Source organism: uncultured Hymenobacter sp. (assembly GCF_964242765.1).
Taxonomy (GTDB): domain Bacteria; phylum Bacteroidota; class Bacteroidia; order Cytophagales; family Hymenobacteraceae; genus Hymenobacter.
Window position 1 is genome coordinate 112,307 of the sequence record NZ_CAXTBM010000004.1, and the last position, 16,164, is coordinate 128,470.

13 protein-coding genes are annotated in these 16,164 nt (G+C 56.3%); 6 read left to right on the forward strand and 7 right to left on the reverse strand.

From position 1 onward, the window contains the following. Window positions 1-12 precede the first annotated feature (12 nt). The 5 genes from ACFE7X_RS02930 to ACFE7X_RS02950 all read right to left on the reverse strand — a co-directional run bounded on the left by ACFE7X_RS02930 (window position 13) and on the right by ACFE7X_RS02950 (window position 6,316). Complete coding sequence (locus ACFE7X_RS02930; RefSeq protein WP_375434164.1) at window positions 13-1,584, reverse strand: DUF6770 family protein; 1,572 nt, start codon at window positions 1,582-1,584, stop codon at window positions 13-15. A 36-nt stretch (window positions 1,585-1,620) separates the two neighbouring features. Next, entirely contained in the window at window positions 1,621-3,114 is a 1,494-nt protein-coding gene (locus ACFE7X_RS02935; protein ID WP_375434165.1) for a M48 family metallopeptidase, read from the reverse strand. A gap of 588 nt (window positions 3,115-3,702) precedes the next feature. Beyond that, a complete protein-coding gene (locus ACFE7X_RS02940) occupies window positions 3,703-4,134 on the reverse strand; it encodes an EamA family transporter (protein WP_375434166.1) in 432 nt (143 codons plus the stop codon). A gap of 204 nt (window positions 4,135-4,338) precedes the next feature. After that, the gene (locus tag ACFE7X_RS02945; protein WP_375434167.1) at window positions 4,339-5,880 is read right to left on the reverse strand and encodes a glycosyltransferase family 39 protein; all 1,542 of its coding nucleotides are present in this window, start codon (window positions 5,878-5,880) and stop codon (window positions 4,339-4,341) included. Between the two features lie 193 nt (window positions 5,881-6,073). Beyond that, entirely contained in the window at window positions 6,074-6,316 is a 243-nt protein-coding gene (locus ACFE7X_RS02950; protein ID WP_375434168.1) for a hypothetical protein, read from the reverse strand. Between the two features lie 126 nt (window positions 6,317-6,442). Between ACFE7X_RS02950 and ACFE7X_RS02955 the strand changes: the two genes are divergently transcribed. Then, a complete protein-coding gene (locus ACFE7X_RS02955) occupies window positions 6,443-7,783 on the forward strand; it encodes a YfcC family protein (protein WP_375434169.1) in 1,341 nt (446 codons plus the stop codon). 149 nt (window positions 7,784-7,932) lie between these two features. Here the strand turns inward: ACFE7X_RS02955 and ACFE7X_RS02960 are convergent, their stop codons facing one another. Beyond that, window positions 7,933-8,334: a DUF6960 family protein gene (locus tag ACFE7X_RS02960; protein ID WP_375434170.1), complete on the reverse strand. Its 402-nt coding sequence runs from the start codon at window positions 8,332-8,334 to the stop codon at window positions 7,933-7,935. Between the two features lie 219 nt (window positions 8,335-8,553). Between ACFE7X_RS02960 and ACFE7X_RS02965 the strand changes: the two genes are divergently transcribed. After that, a complete protein-coding gene (locus ACFE7X_RS02965; RefSeq protein ID WP_375434171.1) occupies window positions 8,554-9,243 on the forward strand; it encodes a DUF421 domain-containing protein in 690 nt (229 codons plus the stop codon). Between the two features lie 239 nt (window positions 9,244-9,482). Next, complete coding sequence (locus ACFE7X_RS02970; RefSeq protein WP_375434172.1) at window positions 9,483-10,241, forward strand: DUF421 domain-containing protein; 759 nt, start codon at window positions 9,483-9,485, stop codon at window positions 10,239-10,241. Window positions 10,242-10,265: 24 nt separating this feature from the next. On the opposite strand, the gene ACFE7X_RS02975 is transcribed toward ACFE7X_RS02970, so the two are convergent. Beyond that, a complete protein-coding gene (locus ACFE7X_RS02975; RefSeq protein WP_375434173.1) occupies window positions 10,266-10,931 on the reverse strand; it encodes a hypothetical protein in 666 nt (221 codons plus the stop codon). 292 nt (window positions 10,932-11,223) lie between these two features. Here ACFE7X_RS02975 and ACFE7X_RS02980 point away from each other — a divergent pair, with 292 nt between their 5' ends. The 3 genes from ACFE7X_RS02980 to ACFE7X_RS02990 all read left to right on the forward strand — a co-directional run bounded on the left by ACFE7X_RS02980 (window position 11,224) and on the right by ACFE7X_RS02990 (window position 16,107). Beyond that, window positions 11,224-13,041, forward strand: coding sequence for an alpha-amylase family glycosyl hydrolase (locus ACFE7X_RS02980; RefSeq protein WP_375434174.1), 1,818 nt, complete (start codon window positions 11,224-11,226; stop codon window positions 13,039-13,041). Window positions 13,042-13,210: 169 nt separating this feature from the next. Next, window positions 13,211-15,049 carry a glycosyltransferase gene (locus ACFE7X_RS02985; protein WP_375434175.1) on the forward strand — a complete coding sequence of 613 codons (1,839 nt, stop codon included), beginning with the start codon at window positions 13,211-13,213 and terminating at the stop codon, window positions 15,047-15,049. 230 nt (window positions 15,050-15,279) lie between these two features. After that, on the forward strand, window positions 15,280-16,107 hold the full coding sequence (locus ACFE7X_RS02990) for a DUF4198 domain-containing protein (RefSeq protein WP_375434176.1): 828 nt from the start codon (window positions 15,280-15,282) through the stop codon (window positions 16,105-16,107). Window positions 16,108-16,164 lie beyond the last annotated feature (57 nt).

Consider the following 16,164-nt stretch of genomic DNA (forward strand, 5'->3'; position numbering starts at 1 on the left):
ACACCTACTAAATCAGATATTTAGCTTCACGAGCTTCATACCCAACTGGCTCTGCTTTTTCAGATAATCTACTATCATCACGTAGCCTGGCTTGGCCGGGTACACAAACGAGGAAGTAGCGGTGCTCGTACCGTCGATTTTATCGATGGTAAACTTGCCGTTTTCACCGAAGGCAATGTTGCCGATAACTTTCTTGGCCGCCTCGCCCTTCTCTTTGTCGTAGTTGATATACACCACGTTGAAGAGCGAATTAGCGTTGTTCTTTTGCGTGAATTGATAATCAAAATCGCCCTGCGACTTGATTACTTGGCCTAGCAAACCCGCACCCGCAAAGCCGGCTCCGGGAGGCAGCAAAGCCTTTGAAGGGTCTTTGCCATAGAACTTGATGCTGTTGAGGGCATATTCTGGGCTCAGCTCGAAGATCATCATGTTGCCAATAAGGCCCTTCGTAACGGAAGCTTTCCCGCCTAGTGCCGTCATTGCTATACCCATGCCGTCGGCCACAATTTTAAACTGCTCGGCCACGATATACATTTTGTTGTCGGCCCCTTTCAAGATGGAATGGGTGTAATTCACATAGCCTTCCTCCATGCTAGCCTTCGCTTCGGCGGGCAGAGCCGCTTTCACTTCTTTCTGCCAGCTGTACGGTTTTATGCCTAGCATCTTACCAGTTTCAGCGAAACGCTTGATGTAAAATCCTTGGCTTTTTTGCACAAAGGGCTTGTCGTCAAGCTTGTAGTATTCGCCCATGGCAATGAATTCCCCTTTATCTTTATCGAAGGTGAGCGAGCTGAGAGACAACTGCTCGGTTTTGCTGGATTCCACGGGTTGATCCAGCACCTTTTTCCCTGTGTTCACATCAATAGCCACCATGTATGATTCGATTTTCTTCGACATCATCCCGTCGCGGCGCATGATCATGCCCAAGATGTACTTATCGGTGACTTCCCGAATCAAAATGCTTTCGTAAGATTTCGACTTAGGATCGGAAGCCAAGCGCCACTTGGGGTTGAGGTTGTTATCGTACATCTGCAAGGCGTAGCCCTTCATCATGCCGTCGTAGCTGTTGCGCACGAAGCCCTTGTCCGGAATTGGCGTCAGGTTCAGGTCGGCGAGGTTGTTTTCGCTGTTGCCATCATTCCTCATATGCTGGCTGATGACCATCTTATCGACCTTCGATAGATCCTCGATAACCTTGGAACCTAGCTTTTTTAGGTTGGTATCGTAGGTTTCCATTTCCAGCGTCCCCTCCTTGAAGTTGCAGAAATACAAGCCGAAGGCCGTTCCGTTAAAGGAATTTTGGAGCAGCGCGTACCGGCCCGCGGGCTTCTGAATCGTGATATTCGAGACCTTGTTTAGGTCCTGATCAAAGAAGTCGAGACGGTAGTTGTCGTTTTTGCGGTCAGCTTTGTCGCCTTTTGCATACAGGATATAGCCTTTTACCTCGTTGCCGGCATAAATGGGCGAGATACCAGCGCGCGGCATCCGCTCAATGCCATCCAAGGTTTGCGTTTGCGCAAGAGCCGCCGCCGAGGCCGATAAAGTAAGCATAGCCGCCAATAGCGTGCGTTTAAATTGCATCATAAGATGAGAATAGATGGGTTGAAAATTGGAAACAGATTATTTAGGAGAAACTTTTAAAGCAGTTGATGGGAAAAGCCGGGCTGTGAACCGGCCGCTTTTATAGTGGGCGAGATACTCTTTCTGTAAAGCGACGGCCCGCGCAGCATTGCCGGTTAGAGCGGCCGCGGCGTATGCCGCCGCCAGGGTATACTCGTTGCGGGTAGCACCTGCTTCGGTGCTGGTTGTTTGCGCAAAACAGGCACTAAGCTCCTGGTAATCAGTGCTGCGCAGGCTGTAGAGCGTGTTAAGCAGCTGGTTGAAGTTCTCTGGGTTGTGGCGCGACACCGTGGACACCACTTCGTTGAAGCTGTGGCTAACCAGGTGTTGGCGCAACTCAAACAAGCACAACTGCACCACTGAGCGCAGGTAGGCGTTTTGCGGATCTTCGCGTAGCAACAGCAGCGCATCGAACAGCGCGTGGTCGTAGCAATCGGTGTCGAACCAGCTTTGCACCACCTCTAGCCGGCTAATGGCGCGTAGCCGGGCAAACTCCGGCGTTACAGCCTGGGGCCCTTCCGCTATTTGTCCTTGGGCCAAGTCGTGAACGTAGCGCATCCGTTTCGCGCAGTCGGGGTGCGACTTCAGGGTATCGGTGGTTTCGAGCGCCGTTTTTTGCGGAGTTTGCACCGTAAAAATTGACTGGGATTTCGCCGGCGCTGCTTCAAACTTCCTTGCAAACTCGGCGCAGCTGAAGTAGCGCGCTAGTTCCAGTTGCGCGGTTGAGGTGGCCTCGTCTATCTTGTCGAGCAGTTGCAGCGCCCGATACGCCTGGGGAGCGTCGTAGTGGCTGCGTTTTAAGAGCACATACCCGAGGGAATCGGCCTGCCGCTCGTGTTGCCGCTGGTGGTACGAGTTGTTCAACGACATTCCCATTACCAGCGCCTTCATCTTGGAATTGATGTTGTACTCGGCCTGCACAATACGACGGACCTCGCGCTTCAACTCCCGACTATGCAACGTAGTAAGTCGCTCGGCAATAGCGGCTTCCATGTGGCGGCACTGCGCATGGGCCAGTTCATGGCAAATAATAAAGGCTAGCTGGCTTTCGTTTTCGAGAGTTGGCAGCAAGCCCACGTTCAAGATGATGGTACCATTGCCCACGGCACGGGCATTGGGCTCGGGGTTTTTGGTGAGTACCAGTTGGGTAGGTGGTAGCTGCGGATTGGCTTTTACCACTTGCTGAAATACCTTTTGCACAAAGGCGTTCAGCACCGGGTCGAGCAAAGCCGAGTAGCGAACAGAGTTGTATACTTCCGAGGAAGCCTCCTGCACAATACGCTTGTAGTGGTCCCGGTACTCGCCGTTACCCGTCTTGGGCACCGCCAAATGGTTTCGCACTGCGTTGCGCTGGGCTAAGGCCAATTCATACGCTTGGATTGTGTCGGGTGAGTAGAACGGGACGTAGGGGACATCCTGCGCCACGGCTGCGCCCGTGCTGACACAGAATAGCAGCGTGTAAAAAACACAGCGGAGTACATAATAGAACGGCACTCGTAATCCTAATAAAGTATAAATATATTGAAATCTAAAACTAGGGATTCTTATAGTTATAATTCAAATTATCGAGTAACTATATTTATTAATTTCAACCGCTTCAAGCTATAGTTTAATACGTTCTTTGCAGCGTTCAAAGGCTGTAATTTGCCTGTCATACCAAATCCAGCGTTTATCTTCGATTGTAATTATTCGCCGTACAATCATGCTCGAATCTTCATTATTCGCATTCTATATAAATTACAATTTATTGTATTTTATATACTGAACGATTTTGTATTCAACTGCTCCTGTTGCACCTGTGTGCGTAATTGCTTGAATTGGAAACCTGAGCCTTTGCTCTGGCAGCAACAGTGGCATTATAAAGCGGGAACAACAACTGAGCTTAAAAGACGGAGCAGAAGGAAATAAGGAACCGAAAACAACTGGTACAGTGCAGCTCACGTCGCGTCGTTGGCAAGTAGCCGCGCAACTTACCTAGTGTGATGAACGAAGCAGATCATCTGATAAGAACCCTACTAATTAAGGTTTTGCCCCATCTTGCTGCCTGTCATCTACAACTTGCGCTACTACCTCTATTCTTTATTATTCCCCAGCGGGCTTGGCTACAGCAATAACTACAGCGCCAACCACCATCAGGCCTGCCCCGAGCATCACCTGCCAGCTTACTTTCTCTTTCAGAAACACCACCGACAATACAATAGCAAACACCAGCGACACCTTGTCGAGGGGCGAAACGCGGGAGGCGTTGCCGAGCGACAGGGCCCGAAACGAGAGCAACGACGAAACGCAGGTGATTACGCCGGCGGCAATCAGAAACGCCCAGCTCCGGCTGTCAATGGCCGCTACATTGGGGAGGTTACCTTGCCAGGCCACTACGCTCCAGGCGACCAGCACAATCAGTACCGATTGAATGGCGAAAGCCAAACTCGAATCTACATTCTTGATGCCCGCCTTGGAAAGCGTGACGACGACAGCGGCCGTTAAGGCGGCCAGTAAAGAAAAGACTATCCACATACGGCTTGCTTGGACACTATTCGGGGTCAACAATGAAACAGGGAGCCGAGAGCACAGCACTCCGACAGACAGGTTCAGGTACGGGGCGCTTCCGGCAAAGTTATTGAGGCGCGCCTACGTCACCTTGAATTTCACTTCAGATGAAGCAGGCGCAGACAGAACTGCTTCAAGCCTTTAATCGTGCCACGGCTTGCTTGATGGTTGCTACTTGTGGCCTTCCCAGGCGGCCAGTTCGGCGCGGTGCTCCCGGTAAACCAGGTTCAGAATAGCGGAATCGGGGTCGGTGCCGACGTAGATGGTCGTGCCTTTCTCACGCGCATACGGGTTGGTGATTTCCCCGACCTGCCGGAAGTCGCGGAAGTGCGGAACCAGTTTGGTGGGCTCTCCTTCGCCCACGAGTAACAGATGGCGAAAGGGCTGCGCAGGCCGCGGTGGAAACCAAAATAAGTAGCTGCCATTGAGGCTGTTGGCAATGGGCAGCGGCCGGTTCCGGTTGTAGTAGTTGATGGCGCCCGCCTGGCCGTAGTTGTCGCACTTGATGAGGGTGTTGGCGCGGGTAGCGGCGGGCAAGGTTTGGTAAGCTCGCCAGGTTTTGTCGGCTAGTTCCTGCCAGCCTACCATATCGGCGTAGTCTTGCGGCAACGGGTGATTCTTGCCATCCTCCCAGCGCAACACCCCCAGGCTTTCATAGCGTGAGCCGATACGTTGCATGTGCGCCGGCGCGTAGAGCGTGAAAATGAACGGCAGAAACCAAAACAGGGGCACCAGCGGCAACACCAGCAGCACCGGCCGGGCCACCGCCCCGAACCGCAACGGCGCTAGTTGCCGCTCCAGCCACACCGCCCCAAACGAAAGCAGCACCGGATAATACCCCAGCGCATAATAGCCCTTACCGCGCAATACGGTCAGGATCAGCAGGCCCGCCAAATAGATTACTCCCACGGCGCGGTAGGCCCGGAACGGCCGGTAAAACAGCAGCGCCACCAGGCCGGGCAGCCACACCCAGACCACCGGGAAGCAAAATAGCAGCTGCTCTTTCCAAAAGTCGGCTGCCGACATGTTCACGAGTTGCGTGTCGTGGAGCAAGTCCATGTGGTGGCGGAACGGAATGCCGTGGGCTAGCTGCCACACCAGATTGGGCAGCCACAGCAACAATGCCAGCCCGGCCGCACCCCACAAATGGCGATGCCAGAAAAGCTGGCGTTGCGGCGTTAAAAGCAAACCCGCCAGCAGCGCCCCGGCATAAAACAAGGTGGTGTACTTGTTAAGCATACTCAGCCCGAGCATCACGCCGAGCGCGTAGAGGTAGCGGGGGCGGCTGGTTTGCGCGTGGCGCACCAGCGCGTAGGAAGCGGCCGTGAAAGCCAGCACCTCAAACGAGTTGGGCTGAAACAGAAAGTTGAGCCGGGCATACGCCGACACCAAGTAGCCGATACCCGCCAGCCCCACCGCAAACCAGCCGCCGCCCAGGTGCTGCACCAGCCGCGCCACCAGATACACCGTGAGGCTGCCCCACAGAATAGGCCAGAACTTCACCCAGCCCCACCCGCCGCCCATGGCCAGCGTGAGCCAGCTTTGCAACGCTGTGAGGGGCGGCACTTCCAGGTAACCCCAAGCCAGATGCCGGCCGTAGTTGAGGTAGAGGTATTCGTCGCGGTGCAGCTCGTAGGTGCGACTGGCCAGCAAGTAGCTCGACGCGAATTTGAGTTGTGCGAGCAGTAAAGGCAGAAGACGGGACGGTTTCATGCCGTCAATATAGAAGGCAAAGCATATTACCAAGCACAAGGCGAGGCGTTACCGGACTTCTCAAAGGCCGTACGCCACGTAGCAATTGTACAACTCACTACAGCAGTGATACTCTTCACTGAGCTTTTCCAAAAACTATCAGAAAAGGGTAACTGCTCGGCCGGCACCTTTTTAGACTCCACTCCAAGCTAGTTCACACTTCGGGCAACCGAATTTTCGCCAGATATTCGCTTAGCCCTCCGGAATGCTGAAACAGGTGGATGAAGAGAATGTGGTCTTCATCGTGGACGCGCCATTCCTCGGCATAGAAATCACTCAGCGCGTACAGGCGCAGGCGGAAACTGTCTTCGCGCCGCTCAGCCAAAAAATGGCCGTGCCGACGCAAGAGGTCGGCCTGCTGACCCATCGGGAGCTTTTTGAAGACGAGCAGGTTCATGAGGAGCTAACTGAAACCCGAAGATACGATGGCCAAGGTTTCAGTGGTTCTGACGCCTCGCTCGGGCCCTGCTGATTAGGATAGCGAATCCGTTAAAGCACCCGCTCCGGCCGCTACCTTCGCGGCATGAAGACGATTCGCTTTCCGCACCCGCTGGTTTTGTTGGTTGGGTTTATTCTGCTGGCTTGCCTGTTGAGCTACGTGCTGCCAGCGGGCGTGTTTGAACGGCGCCCCGACGAGGCGACGGGGCGCGACGTAGTGGTGGCGGGCTCCTACCACCGCGTGCCCAACTCCCCCGTCAGCCCTTTGCAAGCCCTGGTCGATATTCCGAAAGGCTTGATTGAGGCGGCTTCCGTTATTTTTCTGGTGTTCCTGGCCGGCGGAGCTTTCACCGTGGTGGACCATACCGGGGCTCTGCGCCACGGCGTAGACTGGCTGCTGGCCCGGTTTCGGGGGCGCGAGGCCATGGTCATTCCTATTATCTCCGTGCTCTTCGCCACGATGGGGGCCCTGGAAAACATGCAGGAGGAAATCATTCCGCTGATTCCGGTGCTGCTCGTGCTTATGCGCCGTATTGGGTACCCGGCCCTAACGGCGGCGGCCGTTAGCCTGGGTTCAGCCGCCGTAGGGGCGGCGTTCAGCCCGCTCAATCCGTTTCAGGTGGGCGTGGCGCAGAAGCTGGCACAATTGCCGCTGCTCTCGGGCGGGGGCTTCCGTACGACTTTTCTGGTGCTGGCCGTTGCCTTCTGGATTGTTGGTACGGTGCGCTACGCCGTGCGCCACCGCGTAGCGCCCGAAGCAGAGCAGGACCCAACCGAAGCAACCCGTGCCGGCCGACACGGGTTGGTGCTGGCCTTGCTGCTGGTCACGTTTGCTTTCTTTGCCTACGGGGTGTTGCAGCTCGGCTGGGACTTCGAGCAGATGGCGGCCCTATTTTTTGCGTTGGGTGTAGTTGCTGGTCTGGTGGGCGGCTTAGGTTTGACCGGCACCGCCGAAAGCTTTATCAGTGGCTGCCGCGACATGGCATTTTCGGCCATCCTTATCGGCTTTGCCCGCGCCATTTTTGTGGTGCTAGAGCAGGGCCAGATCGTGGATACCATCGTCAACACCTTCTCGGCGCCGCTGGCGGGGCTACCCGTTGCGTTGTCGGCGCTGGGAATGCTGGGGCTGCACACGGCGCTGCACTTGCCGGTGCCGTCGGTGAGCGGGCAGGCGGTGCTCACCATGCCGCTGCTAGTGCCCCTCTCCGACCTTATTGGCCTTTCGCGCCAAGTCACGGTGCTGGCCTTTCAGTACGGCGCGGGCCTTTGCGAGCTAGTCACGCCCACCAATGGCGCCCTCATGGCTATTGTGGCCGTGTGCGGCGTACGGTTCGACGCGTGGTGGAGGTTTGTGCTACCGCTTTACCTCGGTCTGGTGCTGCTGGCCGTGGTGGCTATCATAACAGGTATTGTGGCAGGGCTGTAACAGCCCTTGAAAAGCAGTCATTCTAAACGCGGCAAAGCACCTTTTTATCACGGAGCGAGTCGTTGTTAAGACTGCGCTTCCGCGATAAGCAGGCGCTTTGCTGCGTTTAAAGGAAAGAACAAGCAAGAGAGCCGCGTGTAGTAAAAAGGCTACTTGAGCCGCAGCTCGTCGGCTTCAAACACCCGCTTGAGCTTGCGTTTGCGCTCCACTATCTGGTAGCGGGCCGTGTGCGTAGCATCGTCCCAATACACGTCCGATACCAGGCCCTCATGGGCCGGCTCGCCGGGTTCGGGGCTAACTTCTTCCACCAAGTCGCCGAAGCTGAAGGGCGGCTTGCCGTATAACTCCTTGAATAACTCGCCGCTGACTTTAAACTGCTGCTCGTCGTAGCGCAGCAGAATCCAGTCTTCGGTTTCGTCGATTTTCTCGAACAGTTTACCTACCGGTTCCAGCCACTCGAAGGTGCGGCGGTTGGCCGGATGAATGTAACGGAAGCCATAATCGGGCGTCCAGGAATAAAGGCCGTAGATGACAGGTTTGGGGCGGGGCACGAATAAAACTGCTAGTTGGGATACAAGAACCGCGGCAAGCGGCTGCAAGTTGCGAAACCTTCCAAAAAGTCCTGCTCTAGGCTCCTAACCCCACAAGGTCAGCCTGAAGCGCAAAAAGAAATCCGGGTTTATACGGACCACATTCAGTTTTTCCCGCTGCAACGCTGGTCTAAAGCCCTTCGTTTAGCCCTATGACTACAAGGTACTACAGCGAGTTAAATGAAGAAGGAAGATATTTATCTCAGTGATTGGCAGCGCATTCTGTTCGGCGATACGCCGGGCACTTTCGCGTGGGAAGTGGTGGTGCGCACCATTTTGATCTACCTGTTTTTTCTGGTAGTGATGCGCTTATTGGGCAAGCGCATGAGTGCCCAACTCACCATCACCGAACTGGGCGTGATGATTATGCTTGGGGGTATTGTGTCGGTAGCCATGCAAATTCCCAATCGGGGGCTGCTGCCTACGGCCCTGCTGCTGGTGTGCATTCTATGCTTTCAGCGCGGCCTCAACTGGTTGGCCCTTAAAAGCCGCAAAGTGGAAGTGGCCTTGCAAGGCGACCTGACCCTGCTCGCCAAAGATGGCGTGTTGCAAATCGAGCAGATGCGCGCCGAATCTATTTCGCACAATGAATTGTACGCCCAGTTGCGCGACCAAAAAATCAAGCAGCTCGGGGAAGTGAAACGAATCTACCTGGAAGGCGACGGCAACTTCAGCGTCTTCAAACAAGAACCGGCCCGGCCCGGCCTGAGTGTGCTGCCGGCCAAAGACCAGACGATCCTAACCTCGCTCACTCCGGCCCCCGATCAGCGCGTGTGCCTGCACTGCGGCCAGCCGGCCCAGTCCCAGCATCACGCCGGCAACCGCTGCATCAACTGCGGCCACGACCACTGGACCACCGCCATAAGCTGAAATGGCGAGGTGGTGGGTTTGTGAAGTTGACGTTTCACTTGCGCAAACCAGGCCTCTAACAGCTGTTTAAGTTGATTTTTTAGGCTGTTAGTGAAGCGCCTCGTCGTTGAGCGGATCAGGTCTTCTGGCCCAGCCGACGAGACGCTTACTAGCGTCTCTACACTCTGCCGACAGTTTTTTGTTGCCTTGAACAGCTTCTTAAAACGTCAACTTCACAACCTTACCCTTTCGCCTTTCCCATGTCTGATTTCAAGTTGTTTGATGCCATGCGCCTGTTTCTCGGGGATGTACCGTGGAGCTTTTTGCTGGAAGCAGTTATTCGGGTTACGTTTATTTACGTGGTTCTGGTCGGTTCTATGCGCCTGATGGGCAAGCGCATGGGGCAGCAGCTGAGTCGCAACGAACTAGCCGCAATGGTATCGTTGGCGGCGGCGGGCGGCGTGTCGGTGCTGGCGCCCGACCGGGGGCTGCTGCCGCCGCTGGTGGTGGCTAGTATTCTGGTGGTGGGGCAGCGCTTGGTGGCGCGGGCCACGTTCCACAGCAGCCGTTTCGAGGAAATTTCGCAGGGTGACATTGGTATCATGGTGGAAGACGGTTGCCTCCGCTTTGATGACATGGCCAGAGCGGTGCTCTCGCAGGAGCGGGTGTTTGCCAAGCTGCGCAGCGAAGGCATCGACAACCTAGGGCAAGTGAAGCGCTTGTACATGGAAGCCAACGGCTCGTTCACCCTCATCGAGCAAGACGAGCCCCAACCCGGCCTGACCCTCGCTCCCAATTGGGACCAGGATTACATCAAGCAGCAGCAGCACGTGCCCGACACCTATGCTTGCACGCGCTGCGGCAACCTCGTTCATTCGTCGCAAACGCCAGCCAAGCCTTGCCCGCGCTGCAACAACTCGCATTGGAGCCCGGCTGTCACGAAAGCATCGGCCAAGCAACCGAAACCGCAGCCGACGCCTTCTCAGCCTCTGGCCCCGCAGCCAGCAGGCGTGCTGTAACACGGAGGCTGAAGGCTCTACGCGTTAGGACTGCGGCGAGCGGGCGGCATGCGCGAGCAGTTGGTCCCGCAGGGTCGAGCCATCATGCACATTGGCAAAGGAGATTTTTCTCTGTTGGCCGTTGCTATGATGCACCAGCACATCGGCTGGGCCGCTTTCTTCCAAGTGCTTTACCTCGGCCCATGTATAGGCGAAGCGCCGCCGAAACGGGTGCGTTCGGCCGCTAAAACCTTCGGCGTGCAGGTGCAGGTGGCGGCGCTTATACAGCCGGCTTATCCCGAAAGCCAAACCCACATACCAAACCGCCAATCCGGCATACAGCCACGGCAACACGTGAAATTTATGCTCGCCGGTGCGCAATGCCGTTTCGTGGTGGCGGTGCCAGATGTGGTAGCCTTCCAGCGCTAAGATACCGGCAGATGCCAACTCCAGCCACGCTACCGATTCATAGTGGTGCGGATGGAGTTGCAAGTGGCGTAGTTCCCGCACCAAAAGCAGCACGTAGCAGGCTCCCACCAGCACCTCTAGCCCGACCAGCACAGTGAACGGCTCACGCCCGCTTACTACGCCCAACAACCCACCCAGTAACACCATGGCCGGCACCAAGTGGCTGAGTCCTTTCGCCCGCTCCATCCGGACGCGGTTCTTGGGGTACAAAACGATAGGGCCAGGAGCAGTTGAGTCGTTCATATGGGAAACACAGCATATTTTCCGGCTTCTGCAACTCTATCCCGCTGCTAGCTCGTGGCTTGCCCGGCCAGCCCCGCTACTTATAGACTCCTAGAGTCATATCAGGGAGTGAAACATCAGCCGCAGCTTTGCTTGCTGACAGGCACACCAACCAAGGACAATCCTCTGGCTTTGGCAGCAAACATTATATAGTCCAGTATCAACGTCTTATAGTGCCAATCAAAACATAAAAGCAACCTAAACAGTATGAAGACTCAACTGTCAACTTTCAGGTTGATTTTCTTCTACTCCAATGCCTAAAACTGCTTCTCTTCCTACCCCCGTGCTCGAAATCGGCATGGGCGCTTTGCCACACCTCAAAGGCACTACGTTTCGCGTTTGGGCACCGGCCGCTACGGCTGTATCCGTAGTAGGTCCTTTCAATGATTGGGACCCTACGTCCCATCCGCTTGCTTCAGAGACTGAGGGCTATTGGGCTGCCGATTTTGCCGATCTGAAGGTGGGCACCGAATACAAATTCTGGCTCGACACGCCCTTCGGCGAGCTAACCCGCAACGACCCGTATGCCCGCGAAGTCACCCACTCGGCGGGCAACTCCATCGTGCCCGATCACAGCTTCGATTGGGAAGACGACCACTTCGAGATGCCTGCCTGGAACGAACTGGTGATATACGAGCTGCACGTCGGAACTTTCAACGCGCCCAATCCCGAGCAGCCGGGTACGTTCCTTGATGTGGTGGAGAAGCTGGACTATCTGCGCGAATTGGGTATCAATGCCATTGAGATTATGCCGCCCACCGAATTTCCGGGTGGGCGCTCCTGGGGCTACAATCCGTCGCACCCGTTTGCCCTCGAAACCGATTATGGCGGACCGCAAGCCTTCAAAGAACTGGTGAAGCAGGCGCACCGCCACGGCATAGCCGTGATTCTGGACGTGGTGTACAACCACTTCGGCCCCGGCGACTTAGACCTCTGGCAGTTCGACGGCTGGCAGGAAAACGAGGGCGGTGGCATCTACTTCTACAACGACTGGCGCGCCGAAACCCCGTGGGGCCACAACCGCCCCGACTACGGCCGCGACGCCGTGCGGGTCTACATCCGCGATAACGCCCTGATGTGGCTGGAAGACTACCGCGTTGATGGCTTGCGCTGCGATTCCATCTCCCACATCCGCAACGTAGATGGCTCCTCCGACGCCTCCCGCGACCTGCCCGAAGGCTGGAGCTTGATGAAGTGGATAAACGAGGAAATCCGGGACCGGATGCCCTGGAAAATCACCATCGGCGAAGACTTGCAAGGCAACGAATACATCACCCGCAGCCCCGAAGACGGCGGCCAAGGCTTCTCCAGCCAGTGGGATGCGGCCTTCGTCAACATCGTGCGCGATGCGCTGGTAGCACCCAACGACGACGAACGGGATTTGCACCGGGTAGCCGAAACCTTGACCGGCATCTACAACGGCGACGCTTTTCAGCGCGTCATCTACACCGAGAGCCACGATGAGGTAGCCAACGGCAAGAGCCGCGTGACCGAGGAAATTATGCCGGGTGATGCGCACGGCTGGTTTCCGAAGAAGCGCGCAACGCTGGGGGCAGCGCTGGTGTTTACGGCGCCAGGTATTCCGATGCTATTTCAAGGCCAGGAAATGCTGGCCGACGGCTACTTCTCCGACGATCAACCCCTGGAATGGCAGCACGCCGAATTGCACGCGGGCTTGGTGCACCTCTACCGCGACCTGATTGCGTTGCGCCGCAACCTGGCCGGCCATACGCGCGGCCTGCTGGGTCAGCACACCGAGGTACACCACATCAACAACGACGACAAGACACTGGCCTTTATCCGGCGCGACCAGAGCGGCCCCGGCGACACCACCGTTGTGCTCGCCAACTTTGCCAACCGCACCCACGAAGCCTACACCATTGGGCTACCCCGCGGCGGCAACTGGCGCGTACGGTTCAACTCCGACTGGGAAGGCTACGACGAGGAATTCGGCAACTTCGAGAGCCTAGATACGCACGCCGAAGAAGGTGTTTATGATGACCAGCCGTTTTACGGCACGTTCGGGTTGGCACCGTATTCGGTGTTGATTATTTCGCAGGAGCCCGGCTAGAATTTCTCGCGCGGTTGCGCGGCCTTAAGCTCAGGGTTTTGTGAGACTTCCAGATTTTTCTTGGAGGCCCCACGAAACCCTGCTTTTTATATGCGGTACACTGTAGAGCAACATTAGGTAAACTCCGCAAGAAACCTAACTTGCCGCCTTCCACTCAAGCGCCCACCGTATGCAAGTCCCTCCTTCCGCTCCCACCCCTATTGCCCCCGATGCCTTACTCGTTGAAGTAGCCTGGGAAGTCTGCAATCAGGTCGGCGGCATTTACACGGTTATTCGTAGCAAGGTACCCGCCACCATGCAGGGCTGGGAAGATCGGTATTGCCTGCTTGGCCCCCACTTTCCGCAGCAGGCGCAGGGCGAATTCGAGGCCTACGACGATTACCAGCTCAGCACCCTCTCCGACCCGTTTGCCGGGGCGGTACGGCGTATGCGCCAAATGGGCTACGACGTGTGCCTGGGCGTATGGCTCGTGACGGGCCGCCCGCGCACCGTGCTCATCAACCCGTTTCAGGCCTATCCGCAGCTCGGCCAGATCAAGTACGACCTCTGGGATCATCACCGCATCCCCACGCCCGACCACGACGACCTCCTGCACCAGGTAGAGGCCTTCGGCCACTTGGCAAAGCTGTTTTTGCAGGTGCTGGCCGCCGAAGTGGTGCCGCCGCAGCGCATAGTAGCTCACTTCCACGAGTGGATGACGGGCGTTGCCATTCCGGGTCTGCGCCGCGACCGGACGCCGGTGCACATCGTGTTTACCACGCACGCCACGCTGCTCGGCCGCTACCTGGCCATGAACGACCCCAATTTCTACGACCATCTCATGCAAGTGGATTGGCTGCCCGAGGCCCGGCACTTCAACATCGAGACGGCCGTGACCATGGAGCGCGCCGCTGCCCACGGCGCCCACGTCTTCACGACAGTGAGCGAGCTAACGGTCCGTGAGTGTATTTATTTGCTTGATAGAATTCCGGATGCAGTGCTACCGAACGGGCTCAACATCGAGCGGTTTGTGGCCGGGCACGAGTTCCAGAACCTGCACCAGCAGTACAAGGCCAAGATTCACGAATTCGTGATGGCGCACTTCTTCCAGAGCTACTCGTTTGACCTGGACAAGACGGTGTATTTGTTTACCAGTGGCCGCTACGAGTACCACAACAAGGGCTTCGACCTGACGCTAGAGGCGCTGGCACGCTTAAACTACCGGCTCCAGCAAAGCGGGCTGGAAGGCAACGTGGTGATGTTCTTTATCACCAAGCGTCCCTTCACCAGCATCGACCCGCTGCTTCTGCAAAACCGCGCCATTCTCGACGGGGTGCACGAAACCTGTGAGGCCATTGAGCGGCAAGTGGGCGAACGACTTTTCTACGCCGCCGCCGCTTCCACCGACCACCGCCTCCCCGACCTGGCGGGCATGGTGGATGACTATTGGAAGCTGCGCTACCGGCGCACCCTGCAAAGCTGGAAAACCAACAGCCTGCCTTCCGTCATCACCCACAACCTCATCGACGACAAAAACGACGACATCCTCAACTTCGTCCGTCAAGCTGGCCTCATCAACCACCAGCACGACCGGGTGAAGATTGTCTATCACCCCGATTTTGTGTCGCCTACTTCGCCTTTGTTTGGCATGGAATACGGACAATTTGTGCGCGGCTGCCACCTGGGCGTGTTTCCGAGCTACTACGAGCCCTGGGGCTACACCCCGCTCGAATGCGTGGCCCGCGGCGTACCGGCCATCACCTCCGACTTATCAGGTTTCGGCGACTACGTAATGCAACATGTGGAGGGCCACGACGACAAAGGGATTTATGTGGTACAGCGCCAGGAAAAGAGCTTCGACGAGTCGGCCGAAGAGTTGACGGAAATGCTCTGGAATTTCGTGCTTCTCACCCGCCGCGAGCGGATCATGCAACGCAACAACGTGGAAAGCAACGCCGAAATATTCGACTGGAAAAACCTGCGCATTTACTACGACCGGGCCTACACGCTGGCCCTGGAGCGGCAATAGAAAGGAAAATGGTAGCGGTAGTCTTAGCCGATGAAGTCACGAGCCTGCCGCTACCAAACCAGTTTTATACGGTGGAGTGTAAAGTAACCAGCAGGCACTAGATCGTTTGATTTTATGAGTAGGAGGAATTCTGTATTATAGTGGACTTTTTCACCTTATTGTCCCTCTTGCGTGATAGTACCACTTAATACCTAACAAGCATTTCAACTTTATTTAGCTTCCCTACATTCTTGCAGAAAAAGTACGCTGCTGCCCTGCTGTTCGCCATAGTTGCCTTGACGGCTGCGGCGCATGAATTCTGGCTGATGCCTCCGCAATTTTTTGTTGTGCCGGGCACTACGCTCAACCTGCACCTTTTCGTGGGCGAAAATTTCACCGGTGAGCGGTGGGCAGGCAAAAGCAACCGAGTTACCCGGTTGGCGCACTACACGCCACCTGGCTTAGAGGACCTACTAGCCGCGGCAACAACCGCCGATACGCTGCAACCGAACGTCACGTTTGCGCAGCCCGGCACCCACATGGTGGTGCTGGCCACCAACAATTCCTTTATCACCCTTGAGGCCGAAAAATTCAACGCTTATCTGAAGGAAGACGGCCTCGATTATATCTTGCTGCAACGCCAGCAGCGCGGCACGCTGAACAAGCCCGGTCGGGAGGCATACAGCCGCTGCGCCAAAACGCTGGTGCAAGTGGGCAATCCAACTACTTCTGATACTGCCCGGGCCTGGAGCCGGCCCACGGGCCTGGCGCTAGAACTGGTTCCCGAGCAAAACCCGTACGCCCTCAGAATCGGTAGCTCGCTCACGATTCGGGTGCTGGCCGACGGGCAACCCAAGGGCGGCCAATTGGTGCAAGTATGGCAACGGTCGGCGGGCCAACCAGTGAAAATTACCAAGCTCTACAGTAACCAAAACGGCCGTGTGTTGTTTCGATTAACCAACCCTGGTCAGTATATGGTAAGTGCCGTGCAAATGGTGCCTGCCAGCCTGCCAGAGGCGGAATGGCAAAGTAATTGGAGCACCTTGACGTTTGGTTTCAAGGGAATTTCCAGCCGTTGATGCAGCCTTTTTAAACCTCTCTTGTTGGTACCTGAACACACGGCCAACGAACATTTT